Below are 18,461 nucleotides of genomic sequence, written 5' to 3'. Positions count from 1 at the left end.
CAGGTTTACATAATGGCACTAAGTGTGTCAATATTCGTGGCCCTTGCAACAGCGCCGCTGGCTGACCGTCATAAGGAGATAATCCATGGTTTCGCAGAACCCAATTCGACTGGTAGGGGGAACCGGATCCCCCTACACGCAAAAAATGGTGGCGTTGCTGAGATATCGTCGGGTTCCTTATGCCATTACCTGGGGTCAGCCTGAGCAGGCTTGTGAGGCTCTCGGTGTGGACAAGCCCAAGCCCATTTTTATGCCGACGTTTTTTTTCGAGGAAGAAGATGGGCTTAAGGCCGAGTGCGACTCCACGCCCATTATCCGCCGCCTTGAATCGATGTATTCGGGCCGGTCGGTCCTGCCTGAAGATCCGGCGCTGGCCTTCATTGACTACCTGATCGAAGATTTCAGTGACGAGTGGTGTACCAAGTACATGTTCCACTATCGCTGGTACCCGGAGCTGGATGCAGATAACGCGGGCACTATGCTGCCGCTCGGGCTGGAGATCAGTATGCCGGGTGAGATGCACAAGCAATTCAAAGACTATGTATCAGAGAGGCAGATCAACCGCCTGTATGTAGTAGGTTCAAACGACGCGACCGCGCCTGTGATCGACGCCAGTTATCGCCGCTTCCTTGCTGCTATGGAAGCCCATCTCGAGCAGCAGAAGTTTATGCTAGGGCACCGCCCTGGCGCAGGTGACTTTGGCCTGTACGGGCAGCTGACGCAATTGGTTGGATTTGATCCAACCCCGCGGGCCATTGCCCATGAAGTGTCGCCACGAGCGGTGGCCTGGGTCGATCAAATGGCTGACCAGGGCGGTATAGAACCCCAATCAGAAGATTGGCTTCCCCTCGACTCGCAGCCCGAGACGCTGCGTGGTCTACTTACCGAGATAGGCAGAGTGTATGCGCCCGCGCAGCTGGCCAACGCCAGGGCAGTGCAGGCCGGCGAAAAAACCTGGGAATCGGAAATTGATGGCGCCCCCTGGGCCCAGCAGACTTTCCCCTATCAGGCCAAGTGCCTTATGTGGACCAACGAACGCTATCGAGCGCTGTCGGATAGCGACCGTGCCCGGGTAGATAATTTGCTGGACGGTACGGGCATAGAAACTATGCTCTCATTGGCCTGACAAAACATAACGAATTTAGGAGTCGATGAATGACCGCGCGCCCCATGAAAAACCGTGTGACCGAAATGACGGGCACAGACTACCCGATTATCCAGGCGCCCATGGGTTGGATTGCCCGGGCCAAGCTGGCGTCGGCGGTCAGCAACGCCGGGGGCTGGGAATCATCGAAACCTCTTCTGGTGAGTTCGACAATATTCGCAATGAGGTCGCGAAAATGCGCGACCTGACGGACAAGCCCTTTGGGATGAACGTTGCCTTGTCCTATGTGAAGGGCACCAATGTCATCGATTTTGTCATCGAGCAGGGGATTAAGTTTGTTACCACATCCTCGGGTAGCCCGAGTGTCTGTACCAAAACCTTCCAGGAAGCGGGCATTAAGGTCTTTCACGTAGTGCCCACGTTCGATATGGCTCTCAAAGCCCTCGATTGTGGCGTTGATGGCCTGGTGGTCGAAGGCGGCGAAGGCGGTGGCTTCAAAAACCCCAGCCCGGTATCGACCATGGTGCTGCTGCCGCTAATCCGCTCACGTACCGATGTGCCAATTATTGCCGCCGGCGGCATATGTGATGGCCTGTCCATGGCTGGCGCCTTCGCCATGGGTGCCGAGGGTGTGCAAATGGGAACACGCATGCTCAGCTGTGCCGATTCGCCGGTGCACGATAACTGGAAGCAGGCAGTGGTTGCGGCCAAGGAAACGGATACGGTATTCCTAAATCAAGCCTCGCGCCCTGCGCTGCGCGCACTGCGTACCGAGCGTACCAGCGAGTTACTGCCGTTGGGCGCTTTCAACGCCATGGAACATTTCGCCGGAGTAGGGGAGCTGTATTTTGGCGGCGATATGGAGGCGGCTATTCCCTTGTCCGGTCAGGTTGTGGGGCGCATTGATTCGGTGAAGAGCGCCGACGAGATTGTGCAGGGGACCATGACCGGCTTTTACAGCGCCGTAGATACTCTCGCTTCGACGTATACCGGCTGATCGATATGCCCACCGACTCGGCACCTGTTGTTCTCCACGGTTCCAACATTTCCTATTTCACGGGAAAAATGGAGAACTACTTCCGTGTACGGTCGATTCCCTACCAGTTGCAGAGCCCGACCTATCCGGCCCACAGGGACCGGATGGTAAAAAAAGTCGGCGTTCATCAAATGCCAGCGGTCGAACTGCCTGATGGGCGCTGGATGACAGATTCCACGGTCATGATTCAGTGGTTCGAGAAGGAAGTACCCGGCTCAGGAGTGATTCCTGATGACCCGGTGCTCCGCTTTGTTAGCCTCCTGCTGGAAGACTGGGCTGACGAATGGTGGTGGCGCCCGGCAATGCATTATCGCTGGCACTATCCCGAGGGAGCGCGTTTTGCGTCATTCCACCTGGCCACAGAGGTGCTCGGCGGCTTGCCGTTACCGGTGTGGGCGAAACGCAGAATGATGGTGCACAGGCAGCGCAGTGGTTATACCGAAGGTGACGGTATCCGCCCCGAATCAGTGGCCGGTGTTGAGGCAGGTGTAATGCGCTTGCTGGGACAATTGGAAGGCATCTTCAGCCATCGGCCCTTCCTGCTCGGAGACCGCCCTTCACTGGCGGACATTGGCTTCTCCGGCCCCTTCTTCCGCCATTTCGCACTCGATCCTGTCCCTCTGGAGATTCTGCGCCAGAAAGCGCCGTCGGTGCTGGAGTGGGTGGCGCGCTTGTGGAACACCAGGCTTGAAAGCTGCAGTGGGCAGTGGAACACGCAACTTCCCGACGACATCGGGCCACTATTGAGCGATATCGGCAGGGCTTACCTCCCTTACCTGTGCGCCAATGCAGAGGCGGTCGCGGCGGATAAGCAGCGCTTTGATATTGAACTTGGCGGTGTGCCTTATCAAGGCGCCCGAACCTCACGTTATCGAGTGTGGTGTCTGGCGCAATTGCGCGAGCACTACCGCAAGCTTGATGAGGCCGATCAGAGCACGCTGAAAGTGCTGCTCGAGCAACACGGTTGCTGGGAGCCATTGTGGCGCCTAGCGACTCTTCCCCTCTCTCCGGCACAGGAGAACCAACTTCCATTTCGCGCCGACGCCAAGATGTTGGCTGTGAACGAATAGATTGATACAACGAGGAATTAACCATGGGATTTGAAATTACACCCCGCGTGGCCGAGCTGAACGCACAGCTGGAAGCCTTTATGCGCGAGCACATCTATCCGCGCGAACATGACTGGAACGATTGGAGCCTGGATCAGGACAATCTTTGGCAAACGCCCGACTGGTTTCGGGAATTACGTCAGCGCGCCAAGGCGGAAGGACTGTGGAACCTGTTCCTGCCGCGAGAGTATGCGCCCTGGAGCCCCGGATTAACCAATACAGAGATTGCGCCGCTGTTCGAAACCATGAGCAAAGTGATGTGGGCCCAGGCAGTGTTTAACTGTAACGCCCCGGATCGCGGCAACATGGAAGTATTGGCCAAGTACGGCACCGAGGAACAGCAGGAGCAATGGCTTAAGCCGCTACTGGCCGGCGAGATTCGCAGTTCCTATGCCATGACGGAGCCTCAGGTGGCCTCCAGTGACGCGACGAACATGGAGCTTGAGATCAAGCGCGATGGCGACGAGTACGTACTCAATGGCCGCAAGTGGTGGACTACCGGTGCGATCAACCCTGACTGCAAAATCATGTTGGTCATGGGCAAGTCCAACCCCGAAAACGATCGTCATCGTCAGCACTCCACCATTCTCGTGCCCAAAGATACCCCGGGTGTGACCCTGGTGCGCAGCCTGCGCGTGTTCGATAGCCTGCACTCACCCGGTGGCGAGGCGGAGCTGTTGTTCGACAATGTTCGTGTCCCTGTGACCAACATGATCAAGGGCGAGGGCTGCGGTTTCGAGATTGCCCAGGGGCGTCTCGGGCCTGGCCGTTTTCAGTATTCAATGGGACTTGTGGGGCTGGCACAGCGTTGCCTGGAACTTATGTGTGCCCGCGCCGACGAACGTGTGGCCTTTGGTGAGAAGCTGATCAAAAAGACCAGTGTGCAGCATGAAATTGCCCGTTGCCGCTGTGACATCGAGCAGGCACGCCTGCTGACCTTGCAGGCAGCGCATGTCATGGATACCCAGGGTATGACTGCCGCCAGACCCTATATCAGCATGGTTAAAATCGTTGCGCCGAATATGGCCCAGCAAGTCGCGGACCGCGCCATGCAGGTGTTCGGCGGCATGGGTGTGTCCCAGGACACGCTGATTCCCGAAGTGTTCACGCTGGCACGCTTCTCCAGGATCGCCGACGGCCCCGATGAAGTCCATATGTCGCAGTTGGGCAAAATGACCGCGCGCGAACTGAATAATTGATTAGCTGTCCCCAGAGGCAGACAAGGAGAAAGACAATGAAAGAAGCCGTAATCGTATCAACAGCACGTACCCCCATTGGCAAGGCATACCGTGGTGGTTTCAATAACCTGGGTGGTGCCAGCCTCGGCGCTGCGTCAGTTGCAGAGGCGGTGCGTCGCGCGGGCATTGAGCCCGGTGAGGTGCAGGACGTCATTATGGGTAGCGCGCTGCAGCAGGGCGCAACCGGGGCCAACGTGGCCCGCCAGATTGCCTTGCGCGCCGGTCTGCCAGTAACCACCTCCGGCATGACCATTGACCGTCAGTGTTCGTCGGGCCTGATGGCCGTGGCTACCGCCGCCAAGCAGGTGATGTACGACGGTATGGATGTGGTGGTCGGCGGCGGCCTGGAATCCATTTCTCTGGTACAGAACGAGCACATGAATATCCACCGTATGGTCGACGACGAACTGATGGCCATGCATCCAAACATTCACATGCCGATGCTGCAGACCGCGGAAGTGGTTGCCCAGCGCTACAATATTTCCCGCGATGCCATGGACGAGTATGGCCTTCAATCGCAGCAGCGGACCGCTGATGCCTATGCAGCGGGCAAGTACGACGACGAACTGGTGTCTGTCACCTGCAAGCGCACTGTCTGGGACAAGGAAACCGGTGAAGCGTCTGAAGCAGAGGCAACGGTGGAACGCGATGAAGGCATACGTGCCACTACGGCCGAGGGCCTGGCAAGTCTGAAAACCGTGATTGAGGGCGGCACGATTACAGCCGGCAATGCCTCACAGCTGTCCGATGGCTCCTCTGCACAGGTCGTCATGGATGCCAAACTCGCCGAGCAGCGTGGCTTGGAGCCCCTGGGTATTTACCGGGGCATTGCGGTCGCAGGCCTGGAGCCCGATGAAATGGGTATTGGTCCTGTCTACGCCGTTCCCAAGCTGCTCAAGCAGCACGGCCTGTCGGTCAACGATATAGGTCTGTGGGAACTGAACGAAGCGTTTGCGGTGCAGGTGCTGTACTGCCGCGATCAGCTGGGTATCGACAACGATAAACTCAACGTCAACGGCGGTGCAATTTCTATTGGGCATCCCTATGGCATGAGTGGCTCGCGCATGATTGGTCACGCACTGATCGAAGGCAAGCGCCGCGGCGTGAAGTACGTAGTGATCACCATGTGTGTCGGTGGTGGTATGGGTGCAGCTGGCCTCTTTGAGGTCGCCTGATCCACTGGACAGGAGTAGCGGCGTTTTATGTCGAATCGTTCCAAAATTGGCGAATTCTTTCGGGTAACGAAGGAATTCGCCGGGGTAATCCCTTATCTCAATTATCGTCAGCCGGACGACGCCAGCCAGGTGTCGTTGGGGGCGCTGTTTGAAGATACCGCGGCAAAATTCCCTGACAACACCATGCTGTTGTTTGAAGATCGTGAGTGGACCTACCGGGCCTTCAACGCCGAGGTCAATCAGCTTGCCAGAGTGCTTGCCAGTCGCGGTATTGGCCGCGGCGATACGGTGGCGCTATTCATGGAGAATCGCGCCGAGTATGTACTGAGCATGCTTGCCGTGGTGAAGCTCGGCGCCAGCTGCAGCCTTATCAATAACAGCCTTACTGGCGCTGGATTGGTTCACTGCATTCAGGTTAGTGAAGCTCGAGCCTGTATTGTCGGCGAGGAGCGCGTTGCCGTGCTTGATGAGGTGCGGTCAGATCTTGGCCTGGAGAACGCCGCCGGGTATCTCTGGTTGCAGGATCACGGCATCGAGGCCATGCCAGCATGGGCGCTGGACGCCCGCAGCGAAATGGCGGTCATGGCTGACCAGAACCTCGAGGTGACGCGTGAGATTACCGCTGGAGAAACGGCGCTGTATATCTTCACCTCCGGGACCACGGGATTGCCCAAGGCTGCTGTGATGCCCCATCGCCGCATACTGGCCGCGGGGCAGGCCATGGGAGCGATTGGCTTCCGTGTGAAGCCTGAGGATCGGCTCTATCTCTGCTTACCCATATACCATATCACCGGGATGGGGCCTGGCTTCTGCGCCTTTATTGCTGTGGGGGCGTCTGTTGTGTTGCGGCGCAGCTTCTCTGCATCAAAATTCTGGCCGGAGATACAGAAGTATCGCCCCAACAGCTTTATTTATGTGGGCGAATTGTGTCGTTATCTCACCATGCAGCCTGAGTGTCCCGAGGAGAAGCACAATTCCCTCGAGAAGATGCTCGGCAATGGCTTGAGACCGGATGTGTGGGACGAGTTCAAGGGGCGCTTTGGGATTTCTCGAATTTGCGAAATCTATGGTTCCAGCGAAGGCAATGTCACGTTCCTCAATATGCTCAATAAGGACAAGACGATTGGTGCCGCCATCAGCAAGGTGGCACTCGTGAGCTACGACCACGAAAACGACGATATTATTCGTGATGCCAATGGTCGCTGTATAGAGGTGCCTTTGGGTGAGCCGGGGCTGTTGCTAGGCGAAATATCCGATAAGGCGCTTTTTGATGGCTACACCGACCCATCTGCTACCGCTAAAAAAATTATTACCGGTGTGCTGCAAGACGGTGACAGGTGGTTCAATACCGGTGATCTTGTGCGTCAGATCGACGTTGGCTTTGCCTTCGGTCTGAAACACTTTCAGTTTGTCGATCGCACCGGCGATACATTCCGCTGGCGTGCAGAAAATGTGTCTACCAATGAAGTAGGCGAGGTGCTCAATCAGCACGCGCAGATTGATATGGCGAATGTTTACGGCGTCGAGGTGCCAGGTGCCGAGGGACGCGCGGGCATGGTGGCATTTGCCCTCGAGCAGGGGGCCGAGTTTGATGTCGAGAGCTTTACAGAGCTTGTCGATGCCGAGCTGCCCATTTACGCCAGGCCGGTGTTTTTAAGGGTCCAACGCAATATAGCGACCACAGGAACCTTTAAACTGCTCAAGACGGATTTGCGTCGTCAGGCCTATCATCTGAATCAGGTAGACCAGGACGAGGTTTATGTGCGCAGACCTCGCAGCGATCGCTACGAGCGGCTGGAGCCCACTTTTTATCAAGAGATAACATCAGGGCAGGCGGGCTATTAGCACGTAGTATCTGTCCTAAAAACACAAGAGGAAAAACCATGGCGATTGGACTACTGGCAACCATTACGGTGCAGGAAGGCAAGAATGCTGAGTTTGAACAGGCGTTTATGGAGCTGACCGCCCAGGTGCGGGCTAACGAACCGGGCAACGTGTTTTACGCGCTGAACCGCAGTACCAGTAATCCGCAGGTGTATAAGGTTATGGAACAGTATGCCAGCCCGGAAGCGCTGGATGCCCACAGTAAGTCAGAGCACTTCCAGGCGGCCAACCAAAAGTTGGCAGGCCTGGTGGCGGCCGCACCCGAGATCGAGATTCTGGACGCCATTACCGGCTGAAAGTCTTTACAAAAAAGATAGGGCTGGCATCTTAAGACCCCGGTTCTGTAACGGAGTGTGACGATGAGTGTGTTTACGACCCTAATGGCCTTAGCGGTCGGTATTTTTCTCGGGTGCCGATATCATTTCGCTAACAAGGTTCAGCCTCGCCGATTCACCGCGGACTGGCCCGGGCGTGATGAGGGTGGAGCGCTGTATTGCACTGGTGATACTGTCATTGCGGTTCGCACCGGCAGTGAGGATGACTCACGCACCGTAGTAGCATTTCCCGGTTTTCTCGAGGATATGCGCTATTTCCAGGCGCTTTATCAGGACTTCACCGGCCAGCTTATCCTCGTCAACAACGCTGACTACCACAATCCTTTCGACGGCGATATCACGCCGCTGGTGGACTGGTCTGCGAATCCCTATCCGCTGGGTACGATTGAGCACGACGGCTTTGTGCTGGCGCAGGTTGTACAGCAACTGGCCAGTGGCACTCAGGTGACTGTTCATGGCCATTCTCGCGGGGGTGCGGTAACGCTCGAGGCGGCCAGGCAGTTCCCTGCGGTAATGCGCCCTGAGGAGCGCGCAGTGAGCGCCATACTCGAGGCTGCGGTGCTGCCGCAGGCGCGTACCGTTGGCCCTACCAGCAGGCCTTTAGGGTTTACTATTGCCAGATGGATATTCCCCTTGGTCATGACGCTGCTGCGGAAAGCGCCGCCCGAGCGGATTCTGGAAAACCCGATGATGCGGCCTACCAATCCTTTAAAGACTGCGCTGTGTCAGTCAATCTTTTTCACACCTCGGCGCTACGCAACGGCGGTGACCAATTTTGTCAGCATTCGTCGCTGGCAGGCAGAACACACCGCAGTGCTATTCAATGGCTACGCACATATTGATGTGGTGATTGGCGAGAAAGATCACGTACTCGACAATCCTACGATGACGGCGAGCGCCGAGCAGGGTGCGGAGCAGAATGCGGGTCTCAATATCGTCCATACGCAGCAGACCAATCACTTTGTTTCACTGGAACAGCCGGCCATTATTCGCGCCCTCGTGGATAGCGCCAAGCCGTAATGCGAGGAGCACCCGCCCAGCAACTGACGTTTTTTGGTGTGGAGGCCTCGCCATATCAGCTCAAAATGCAGGCCCTGGCGGACGGTGCCGGCGTGGCCTGGCGACGATTACCGGCTCAGGGCTCTCGCTGGCAAAACACGGCGTTGTATGCGCAACTGGGCCTGGCGCGGACCCGAGGAAAAATTACCCGGGTGCCCGCGCTTGTCAGCGGAATGGACGAATATCCCTCGGTGCCTTTCTACCGCTTCGATGGCGAAGATATTCGCTACGATTCGAGTGGGCTGGGTCGGGATCTCGCCCTGCGCGGTGCGGGCCACCTCGTCCCTGAGGACCCCGTGCTGGCCTTTGTGTGTCGGCTTCTCGACGAAGCCTTCGACGAATTCGGTCTGTATATGGTGCACCATCATCGCTGGGTGAACTCGGCACACACCAATAAGATGGGCGACAAGACAGCGGCGGAAATGAGTCGCTTGTTGCCCCCGGGTTTTGCGCGTCGTCTCGCCAGAGAACTGCCGCAGCGTCAGGTCCGTCGTTGCCCCTATTTGTTTAGTGTTGCCCCGTCTGATTACGATTGTGGTATGCCATTGGCGCTGACTCCCCCCTCCAGAGAAGGCTTTCCCTCGACACATACACTGCTGGATCAGAGCTGGCGTGACTACCTGGCGGCGATGGAATCGCTTTTGGCAGTCCAGCCATATTTATTGGGTGATCAGTTCAGCCTGGCGGACGCCAGTGCCTATGGCCAGCTAGCCATGAACCTTGGTGACGGGCGAGCGGAGGAACTCATGCGTGAGATAGCTCCCCGAACGCATGTCTGGCTGCAGAAGATATCAATGGGAGAGCATGGCCACAGTGGCGGTGAGAGTGCACTGAGTGAGGCCCTTGGTCCGCTACTGGATGTGGTGGGCGCGACCTTTATTCCCCTCATGGCCCAGAATGCCGTTGCCTATGACCGGGAGGTCGCCGGGGGCAGACTAAATTCAATGAGAGCGCCTTTGACAGCGGTGAGGCACTCTACGACGGTGAATTGCGGGGTTTCCCGTTTCGCGCCGTGGTGAAAACCTTTCAGGTTCAGGTGTGGCGCGAGATCGGGCAGGCCTGGGCTGAGCTGAGCCTCAGCCAGCATCAGGTGCTGCTTAACGCCTGCCCGGCGCTCAGTGCGCTGCAGGCGGTCTGCGAACCTCTGGAGCTATAAAACGGTCGATCTGAAGCCACTGCAAACTTGTCCCGGCATAGGCTAAGCTGGGGCTCCACTACACACGGGAGAATCAAAATCATGAACGCCCCAGAGAACCCCACCCAGCAGGCCGGTATTGCGGCCGTGATGTCCGACACCCTAGCGGCCCAGCGAGAAGATTATCTGCGCGAGGGAGAAGTCAGTGTAGAAGCCCGGATCGATCGGATTGATCGTTGTATTGATGCCATCCTGCGCTACAGCGACCAGTTGAGCACAGCGATGAACAGTGATTTCACCTGCCGTCCACGAGAGATTAACCTGCTCACCGACATTGGCGGTTCGCTCGGTGCCATGAAACATGCCCGCAAGCATCTTCGCACCTGGATGAAGCCACAGAAACGTCCCAGCATGTTTCCGTTGGGGCTGCTGGGCGCGCGCTCGCGGATCGAGTACCAGCCACTGGGCGTGGTAGGCATTATTGCCCCCTGGAATTTTCCCGTGTCCATGGTATTCCAGCCTATGTCGGGTGCACTGGCTGCCGGCAACCGGATTATGATCAAGCCATCTGAATTCACACCTGCGACCTCGGAGGTCTTGGCGGAAATGATTGGCGATGCATTTAGCCCCGAGGAGGCTGCGGTGTTTACCGGTGGTCCTGAGGTGGGAGCGGCGTTTTCCAGCCAGGCTTTCGATCACCTGATCTTCACCGGGGCGACTTCTGTCGCCCGTCATATCATGGCGGCGGCGGCACAAAACCTTGTGCCGGTGACATTGGAGCTCGGCGGTAAATCGCCCACGGTCATCTCCCGTAGTGCCGATATCGAGAAGAGCATCGAACGGATTATGATGGGCAAGACACTGAACGCAGGCCAGATCTGCCTGGCGCCCGATTACCTGCTGGTGCCCGAGGAGAAATTGGAAGAGGTGATCGCTGAGGCTGAAAAGGCGGTGGCGTCCATGTATCCCACGCTGCTAGGCAATGCTACCTACACATCGGTGATTAACGACCGACACTATGAGCGCCTGACAGGTTACATTACCGAGGCCGAGCAGGCAGGTGCCAGGGTGATCCCTATCAATCCTGCCAAGGAAGACTTCGCAGGCCAGCAGGGTACCTACAAGATACCGCCAACTCTGGTGGTTAAGCCCACGTCGGATCTCAAGGTGTTGCAGGACGAAATGTTTGGACCGGTACTGCCCATACTCACCTATCAGGATTTCGAGGAAACCATCCGATACATCAACGCACAGCCGCGTCCGCTGGCAGCCTATTACTTTGGTTCTGACGCGGCGGAGCAGAGTGCGCTGGAGAAGCGCACTACCTCAGGCGGCATGTGTATTAACGATGTGATTATGCATGTCATGCAGGAGGATCTGCCCTTTGGCGGTGTAGGTCCGAGTGGTATGGGAAGTTATCACGGACTCGAGGGCTTCCGTACCTTCAGTCACGCAAAATCCATCTACAGCCAGACCGGCGTCAATGTCGCCAAACTGGGCGGTATGCTGCCGCCGTACAACAAGAATACCGAGCGTACCATCGCCAGTCAGGTTAAGAAGTAAGCTGCTTCACGCCAAGTGCGATGTCGGCCATATGGCCGGCATCGTGCACACCATAATGAGACAACAATAATGAAATCAGTGAGAATGATGCCTTGGGCGGCTGCCGTCGCGGCGGGGATGTTGGTGGGCTGTGATGGTGAGCAGATCGCGCAGTCGGGTGATGCTTTCAGTGCGGCAGCGGATGTGCACGACGATCCACAGATTATCGAAAACACCGAGGAGATTGACAGTATTATCGTCGATATGAATGCCGATGGTGGTTTTACCCGCAAGGTGTTCGAAACAGAAACTGTGCTCATGGAGCGCGAAGCGGACCCTGGGGCGCCAGATGCCGAGGCTGCGTCGGATCGCAAGGCCTATTTTGGCGACCTACATGTGCATACCACGTACTCTTTTGACGGGCACTCCATGGGCACGCTGGCAACGCCCTATGACGCCTATCGGTTTGCACTGGGCGAGGCGATTGCCAATCCCGCGGGATTTGATATGCAGTTGTCGGCCCCGCTGGATTTCTACTCGGTCACTGATCACGCGATGTTCCTGGGTTTGTTTAATGCTGCATCAGATACCTCCACTGCGTTTTCACGCAATACCTTCGCCGAGCCCTATCGCGACTTTAACGCCGCTGAAAAGAATGGCACAGACATAGTCAGCACCTTGCGCCGCCTGGCGACATTTGCGAGTTTTCTGCCGACAGCCTCCGGCATGATTGCTGCGGGAGAATTGGATCGCGAAGAGGCGCTGGGCATTATTCGTGGCACCTGGGCAGATATCGTCGAAGCCGCAGATCAGTACAACGATCCAGGTAAATTTACGACGTTTGTCGGTTTCGAATACACCACGTCCACGCCGGATATGGGCAATCTGCATCGCAATGTGATCTTCGAGGGCAGCGAACGCCTGCCGCGAGAGCCTTTCTCTCGTTTTCACTCCACCAACCCGGAGGACCTGTGGGACTGGATGGATGAGTTGCGTGACATGGGCGTAGAGAGCCTGGCAATACCCCACAACTCGAATGCGTCCAATGGCCAGATGTTCAAAATGGTCGACTGGGCGGGCAATCCCATGGATGACGCTTACGCTACCCAGCGCCTGCGCAATGAGCCAATTGTTGAGATTACCCAGATCAAGGGTACCTCTGAGACCCACCCACAACTTTCCAGTCGCGACGAGTTTGCCGGCTTCGAGATTCTGCCTTATCGCGTGGCGACCAATGCACTGAGCCAGATTGAAGGTTCTTATGTGCGTGAGGCACTGCGCACCGGGCTAACGCTGGAAGAGCAGGGTATCGCCAACCCCTATATGTTTGGCTTCATCGGCTCCAGCGACACGCATTCGGCGGCCAGCCAGCTGGATGAATCTACCTATGTTTCGAAGCTTGGCCTGTTGTCCGCACTACCTGAACAGCGGGGATCTGTGCCACGGCAGGGCCTCGACGGTGAGTTTTCGTATTGGTTTACCAAGGCAGCCATGACCCTGGTGCCGTCCCCCCAGGGCAAGGGTATGTTCACGCGTATTAACGGCGATGTTTATGCGCGTGGATCAAGCCCGCTGTATGGCGCCTCGGGACTAGCGGCGGTATGGGCAGAGGAAAATACCCGCGAGTCAATTTATCGGGCCTTTCGTCGCAAGGAGGTTTTTGCAACTTCTGGGCCGCGGATCTCGCTGCGATTCTTCGCCGGTTACGATCTGGACGACAGCATGCTGGAAAGTGCCGAAGCCGTGCAGCGTGCCTATACAACGGGCGTGAGCATGGGGGGTGAGTTGGCGGCGCCGTCTGGCCTCGAAGCCGAGCCGCAATCGCCAGGGTTTATTGTCATGGCTTCTGCCGATCCTCGCGGGGCTCCGTTACAGCGTCTGCAAGTGATCAAGGGCTGGATTGATGCTCAGGGCACTACCCATGAGCAGGTAGTTGATGTCGCCTGTGCTGGTGGCGCTGCTGTGGACCTTGTCACGCAACGTTGTCCCGATAACGGCGCCCGTGTTGATGTCAGTGATTGTTCCATCAATGTGGAGACCGGTGCCAGCCAGCTTGCGGTACTGTGGCATGACCCGGATTTTCAGCCCGGCCAGCGAGCTTTTTACTACGCCCGAGCGCTGGAGAACCCGACCTGCCGCTGGTCAACCTGGGATGCGATACGCGCAGGCGTGGATCCGAGACCTGATCTGGCCAGAACGTTACAAGAGCGGGCCTGGTCGTCCCCCATTCATTTTCTCGGCGCACAATGAGGCGCCTGTTTAAGGAGTTATGACATGTCCATTGAGCCTACTGATGAACAGCTTGCCGCCCTGGTTGAGCGTGATGGGGGTGGACCCATCAACATGTTAAATCTGCTCAAGTTTAAGGATCTGGCCACTTATCCCGACGGCAGCGACGCCGACTTGTCGGGGCGCGATGCCTACCTGCGCTATGGGGTGAAGGTTGCCGAGCTCATTACTGCCCTGGGGGGAGCGTTTGTCTTCAGCAGCGAGGCAAACACGCTGGTCGTGGGGCAGAGCGACCTCGATTGGGACATGGTCGTTATCGTCAATTACCCGTCGGTGCAGGCGTTTCTCGAGATGACCGAAAGTCAGGCATATCAGGATCTCTACGTGCACCGGGAAGCCGGATTGGAAAGTCAGATACTGCTACAGTGTTAAACCGTAAAAACGGGAGAGAGCCATGACCGACGACGTCATCAGCCACTACCGGGCCTGCCACTTGTGCGAGGCCATTTGTGGTGTAGAAATAAAAACCCAGGGTGAGCAGATTCTTTCGATCAAGGGGGATAAAGACGACCCGTTCAGCCGTGGTCATATCTGCCCCAAAGCAACCGCCCTGGAGGACCTGCACTACGATCCTGATCGGCTGCGTATGCCAATGAAGAAATTGGCTGATGGCAGTTGGCAGGAGATCGAATGGGACGAGGCTTTTGCGACGGTTGCGGATCGACTGGCAGATATACAGGCGCGGTATGGCAACGATACGGTCGCGATTTATGCCGGTAATCCGAATGTGCATAACTACGGCAGCATGACTCACTCAGGCGTAGTGCGCAAAGCCCTGCAGTCGCGAGTTACGTATTCGGCGACTTCGCTGGATCAACTACCGCATCACCTGGCCGCATGGGCCATGTACGGCCATCAGCAGTGCCTGCCCATTCCTGATATCGATCGCACCCAGTTCATGTTGATCATTGGCGGCAATCCATTGGCGTCCAATGGCAGCATCATGACGGTGCCGGATGTTAAGAACCGGCTCAAGGCCATCCAGTCTCGCGGCGGCCGATTCGTTGTAATCGACCCGCGCCGCACTGAAACCGCTGCGATCGCCGACGAGCATCTGTTTATTCGCCCGGGCAGCGATGTCTTTCTACTCATGGCAATGATCCACACGCTGATCAATGAAGACCTGGTCGATCTCGGGCATCTGGCAGCGCACATCGATCACCTGGATGAGCTGCCAGAGATAGTCAGCGCGTTCACTCCGGAACTCGCCGAGTCGAAGACAGGCATTCCTGCTGCTACCGTCAGGGATCTGGCTCGTGAGATGATCAATGCCGAGGGTGCCGTTTGCTATGGCCGTATGGGCGCTTCTGTGCAGCAGTTTGGTGCTTTGTGCCAATGGGCGATTCAGGTCATTAATATTCTCAGCGGCAATCTTGATCGCGAGGGTGGGGCGCTCGTATGCTCACCCGCATTCGGCTATATCACTAGAGGCGAAAAGGGCGCAGGCAGCCTTGGTAGATTTACGTCGCGCGTTCGTGGCCTCCCTGAATTTGCCGGTGAACTGCCTGCAGTAACCATGGCTGAGGATATTCTTACGCCAGGGGAAGGTCAGTTGCGGGCCATGATGACAATTGCGGGTAATCCGGTGCTTTCGGCCAGTAATGGCAGACGCCTGGATGAGGCCTTTGAGTCGCTGGATTTCATGGTGTCAATTGACTTTTTCATTAACGAAACCACCCGTCACGCGGACATTATTTTGCCTCCGACAGGGCCGCTGGAACACGATCACTACGACCTCGCCTTTAACCGGCTTGCGGTGCGCAACGTCACCCGCATGAACGAGGCGGTCTTTGAGCCTGCCCCCGGCGCGTTACACGACTGGCAGATTATGAACGGCCTGGGGGTTGCCCTTGCGGCGCGTAAAGAGCTCGATGCCAAGCCGTTGCCGGCGCCTGATGTATTGATCGATATGGGTATTCAGGCAGGGTTTTACGGCGAGCAACAGGGCCATGCGCTGGCACTGACCCTGGATAAGATTCGCGCTCATCCCCACGGCCTGGACCTTGGGCCGTTGCAACCTTCATTGACTGAGAGATTGGGAACGGAGAGCGGTAAAATCGCGCTCGTGCCTGATTATGTGACCGCGGATATGCCGCGCCTTGCCGAAGTTGCGCAGACACAAAGCGACGATGGCCTGCTGCTGATTGGTCGTCGGCATGTGCGTTCCAATAACTCCTGGATGCACAATTCGCATCGCCTTGTGAAGGGCAAGCCGAGGTGGAAGCTGTTTATGCACCCGCAGGACATGGCCGAGCGTAACCTCAGCGATGACGACACGGTTGAGATACGTTCGCGGGTGGGTAGTGTCGTCACACAAGTCACTGCGACGGATGATATGATGCTCGGTGTCGTTTGCCTGCCACACGGCTGGGGGCATCAGCGTTCGGGGGTGAAACTATCCGTTGCATCGCAACAGGCTGGGGTCAGCATTAATGATTTGACTGACGATCAGTTCGTTGACGAAGTGTCAGGGAATGCTGCGCTTAACGGCGTACCGGTCACCGTCACCGCGGCCTAGGGCGCTGCACTGCAAAGCGAATTCTAGAAAGAAAATTACAGAGGCATAGTAAGCATGTTGTTTCGAGGACATTTAACTTCCCGTAGCCGGTGTACAGGCGCGATCTCTCTGGTATTGCTGGGGCTCGCAGGGCCGGCCACTGCCCGGGAAGCTTGTGACAATTATTCGGAGCTGCGCCAGCCTTTCTTCGGCGACACGCACGTACATACGGCTTACTCTTTTGACGCCCGAGCGCAGGATACGCGGGCAACGCCAGCCGATGCTTACCGGTTTGCCAAGGGTGAACCGCTGCTGATCCAGCCGTTTGATGAAAATGGTGTTGGCCAGCGCAAGATCCAGATCGATCGTCCACTGGATTTTACTGCGGTGACAGATCATGCCGAGTTTCTCGGCGAAGTTAAGGTTTGCTATACGCCGGGGCTTGAGGGTTATTCCAGTTGGCCGTGCATGATACACCGCAACATGTCTGTTCTCGGTATGCAGATGTTTAGTATGAAAACTGCGATCTACAAGCAGCGATTCGGTTTCTGTGATGACGATAGCGGTGAGGGTGCGCTGTGTGAGGAGCATGCACTCAGCCGCTGGCAGAATATTCGGGATGCTGCAGAGGAAGCCTATGATCGAAGCTCGGCCTGTAGCTTTACCAGCTTTGTTGGCTATGAGTGGACTGGTCTTACTAATCCCAATGCGGCGAACCTGCATCGCAATGTGATCTTCAAGAACGAGCACGTGCCCCCGGTGGCTAAAAGCTGGGTGGAGACGCCCTCTGTTGAACAACTGTGGGATTACCTTGAGCAGGATTGTGTGGCCGATACACCGGGATGTGACGCTGTCACCATTCCCCATAACTCCAATATCAGTGCCGGACTGATGTTCCAGAATCCAGCAGTGACCTCTGAAGCCGTGCCGGAGTTGCCGGTATCGCCCGAGCAGGCCCGGCGTAGGGCGCGCTGGGAGCCGCTGATTGAACTCACGCAGCATAAAGGTGAGTCCGAGTGCGATATTCGCCAGGCCGTGTGGGCCGGCGATGAGTTCTGCAATGAAGAAAAATTCAGTTACGACACATTCGGTGGTAAACCCACCGGGGTGAACGAGTGGATTCCCGACTGGCTGCGCGGCACCGCCGGCGATCTTGTGCCACCGACGGAACTGCCCACCGCAAACAACTTTGTTCGCTGGGCATTGAAAGAAGGCCTGCGTCAGCAGGCGGGTATGGGTGTGAATAGCCTGAAATTTGGTCTCAGTGCGGCCACCGATACGCATATTGCGGCACCTGGTTTGACCCAGGAGAAAGGCCATCCCGGCCATGGCGGTGCGGGCCGGGGCGCGAAGGAAGCGATTGTCGGATTGCCCGACGAACTGGAAAACAGCCCGGGCGGACTAACGGTGCTGTGGGCAGAGGAAAATACCCGCGAGTCATTGTTCTCGGCCATGCAGCGTAAAGAGGCCTACGCCACCAGTGGTACACGTCCGCTGTTGCGGTTCTTTGGCGGTGCTGATCTCGATCCCAACCTGTGTGCCAGCGATGCTATGGTCGCCAATGCTTATGCGCAGGGCGTACCTATGGGCAGCGATCTTCCCGCGGCTGATGCGCCGCCGCGTTTCCTGGTGGCGGTGAGTCAGGATCCGGGAACTGTGGATTACCCTGGAGCGGCCTTGCAGCGCGTTCAGATTGTGAAGGGCTGGTACAAGGATGGTGAAGTGCACGAACAGGTGCTCGATGTGGCCGGGGGGGACAACGGCGCCAGTGTTGACTTGAAGACCTGTGAACGCACAGGCGAAGGACATGCACAGTTGTGTAGTGTCTGGGAAGACCCTGCCTTTGACCCTGCGGCGAATGCATTCTACTACGCCCGGGCACTGGAGAATCCCAGCTGTCGCTGGAGTCAGTATCAGTGCAATGACGCCGGCGTGGACTGTGATGATCCCTCAACCATTACTGAGGGCTATGAAGACTGTTGTGTGGCGGAGCACCAGCGCACGGTGCAGGAACGGGCATGGTCGTCACCGATCTGGTACACCGCCAGCAAGTAGCG

The 18,461-nt window shown here is 57.0% G+C and carries 15 protein-coding genes and 1 pseudogene; all 16 read left to right on the top strand.

Annotated features, from left to right (window positions below; all coding sequences use genetic code 11):
• Positions 1-85 precede the first annotated feature (85 nt).
• The 16 genes and pseudogenes from BST95_RS14435 (at position 86) to BST95_RS14370 (ending at position 18,459) form a co-directional block, all read left to right on the top strand.
• Entirely contained in the window at positions 86-1,126 is a 1,041-nt protein-coding gene (locus BST95_RS14435) for a glutathione S-transferase family protein (RefSeq protein WP_146004157.1), read from the top strand.
• A 29-nt stretch (positions 1,127-1,155) separates the two neighbouring features.
• Positions 1,156-1,233 (top strand): annotated as a pseudogene (locus tag BST95_RS21425) (hypothetical protein); the annotation flags it as partial.
• Positions 1,233-2,102 carry an NAD(P)H-dependent flavin oxidoreductase gene (locus tag BST95_RS14430; protein ID WP_338073386.1) on the top strand — a complete coding sequence of 290 codons (870 nt, stop codon included), beginning with the start codon at positions 1,233-1,235 and terminating at the stop codon, positions 2,100-2,102. The pseudogene BST95_RS21425 and the gene BST95_RS14430, both read left to right, overlap by 1 nt.
• Before the next feature lie 5 nt (positions 2,103-2,107).
• A complete protein-coding gene (locus BST95_RS14425) occupies positions 2,108-3,211 on the top strand; it encodes a glutathione S-transferase family protein (RefSeq protein WP_084200274.1) in 1,104 nt (367 codons plus the stop codon).
• Between the two features lie 23 nt (positions 3,212-3,234).
• Complete coding sequence (locus BST95_RS14420) at positions 3,235-4,449, top strand: acyl-CoA dehydrogenase family protein (RefSeq protein WP_084200273.1); 1,215 nt, start codon at positions 3,235-3,237, stop codon at positions 4,447-4,449.
• 35 nt (positions 4,450-4,484) lie between these two features.
• The gene (locus tag BST95_RS14415) at positions 4,485-5,663 is read left to right on the top strand and encodes an acetyl-CoA C-acyltransferase (protein WP_084200272.1); all 1,179 of its coding nucleotides are present in this window, start codon (positions 4,485-4,487) and stop codon (positions 5,661-5,663) included.
• A 27-nt stretch (positions 5,664-5,690) separates the two neighbouring features.
• A complete protein-coding gene (locus tag BST95_RS14410) occupies positions 5,691-7,508 on the top strand; it encodes a long-chain-acyl-CoA synthetase (RefSeq protein ID WP_084200271.1) in 1,818 nt (605 codons plus the stop codon).
• 38 nt (positions 7,509-7,546) lie between these two features.
• Positions 7,547-7,843, top strand: a complete 297-nt coding sequence (locus BST95_RS14405) for a putative quinol monooxygenase (protein WP_066051430.1) — start codon at positions 7,547-7,549, stop codon at positions 7,841-7,843.
• 63 nt (positions 7,844-7,906) lie between these two features.
• Positions 7,907-8,902 carry an alpha/beta fold hydrolase gene (locus BST95_RS14400; RefSeq protein ID WP_084200270.1) on the top strand — a complete coding sequence of 332 codons (996 nt, stop codon included), beginning with the start codon at positions 7,907-7,909 and terminating at the stop codon, positions 8,900-8,902.
• Entirely contained in the window at positions 8,902-9,960 is a 1,059-nt protein-coding gene (locus tag BST95_RS14395; RefSeq protein ID WP_084200269.1) for a glutathione S-transferase family protein, read from the top strand. The genes BST95_RS14400 and BST95_RS14395 overlap by 1 nt, the downstream gene beginning before the upstream one ends.
• The gene (locus BST95_RS19785) at positions 9,954-10,097 is read left to right on the top strand and encodes a hypothetical protein (RefSeq protein ID WP_157114491.1); all 144 of its coding nucleotides are present in this window, start codon (positions 9,954-9,956) and stop codon (positions 10,095-10,097) included. Before BST95_RS14395 ends, BST95_RS19785 begins: the two co-directional genes overlap by 7 nt.
• 81 nt (positions 10,098-10,178) lie before the next feature.
• Positions 10,179-11,639 carry a coniferyl aldehyde dehydrogenase gene (locus BST95_RS14390; RefSeq protein WP_084200268.1) on the top strand — a complete coding sequence of 487 codons (1,461 nt, stop codon included), beginning with the start codon at positions 10,179-10,181 and terminating at the stop codon, positions 11,637-11,639.
• Positions 11,640-11,708: 69 nt separating this feature from the next.
• On the top strand, positions 11,709-13,868 hold the full coding sequence (locus tag BST95_RS14385) for a DUF3604 domain-containing protein (protein WP_084200267.1): 2,160 nt from the start codon (positions 11,709-11,711) through the stop codon (positions 13,866-13,868).
• A 24-nt stretch (positions 13,869-13,892) separates the two neighbouring features.
• Complete coding sequence (locus tag BST95_RS14380; protein ID WP_084200266.1) at positions 13,893-14,279, top strand: DUF1330 domain-containing protein; 387 nt, start codon at positions 13,893-13,895, stop codon at positions 14,277-14,279.
• 22 nt (positions 14,280-14,301) lie between these two features.
• Positions 14,302-16,425: a molybdopterin-dependent oxidoreductase gene (locus tag BST95_RS14375; RefSeq protein WP_084200265.1), complete on the top strand. Its 2,124-nt coding sequence runs from the start codon at positions 14,302-14,304 to the stop codon at positions 16,423-16,425.
• 54 nt (positions 16,426-16,479) lie between these two features.
• On the top strand, positions 16,480-18,459 hold the full coding sequence (locus BST95_RS14370) for a DUF3604 domain-containing protein (protein ID WP_066051414.1): 1,980 nt from the start codon (positions 16,480-16,482) through the stop codon (positions 18,457-18,459).
• Positions 18,460-18,461: the final 2 nt, after the last annotated feature.

Origin of the sequence: Halioglobus japonicus (assembly GCF_001983995.1) — a bacterium.
GTDB classification, from domain to species: domain Bacteria; phylum Pseudomonadota; class Gammaproteobacteria; order Pseudomonadales; family Halieaceae; genus Halioglobus; species Halioglobus japonicus.
The sequence above is the reverse complement of the archived record's forward strand: the minus strand, read 5'-3'. Positions and strand labels throughout refer to the sequence as shown.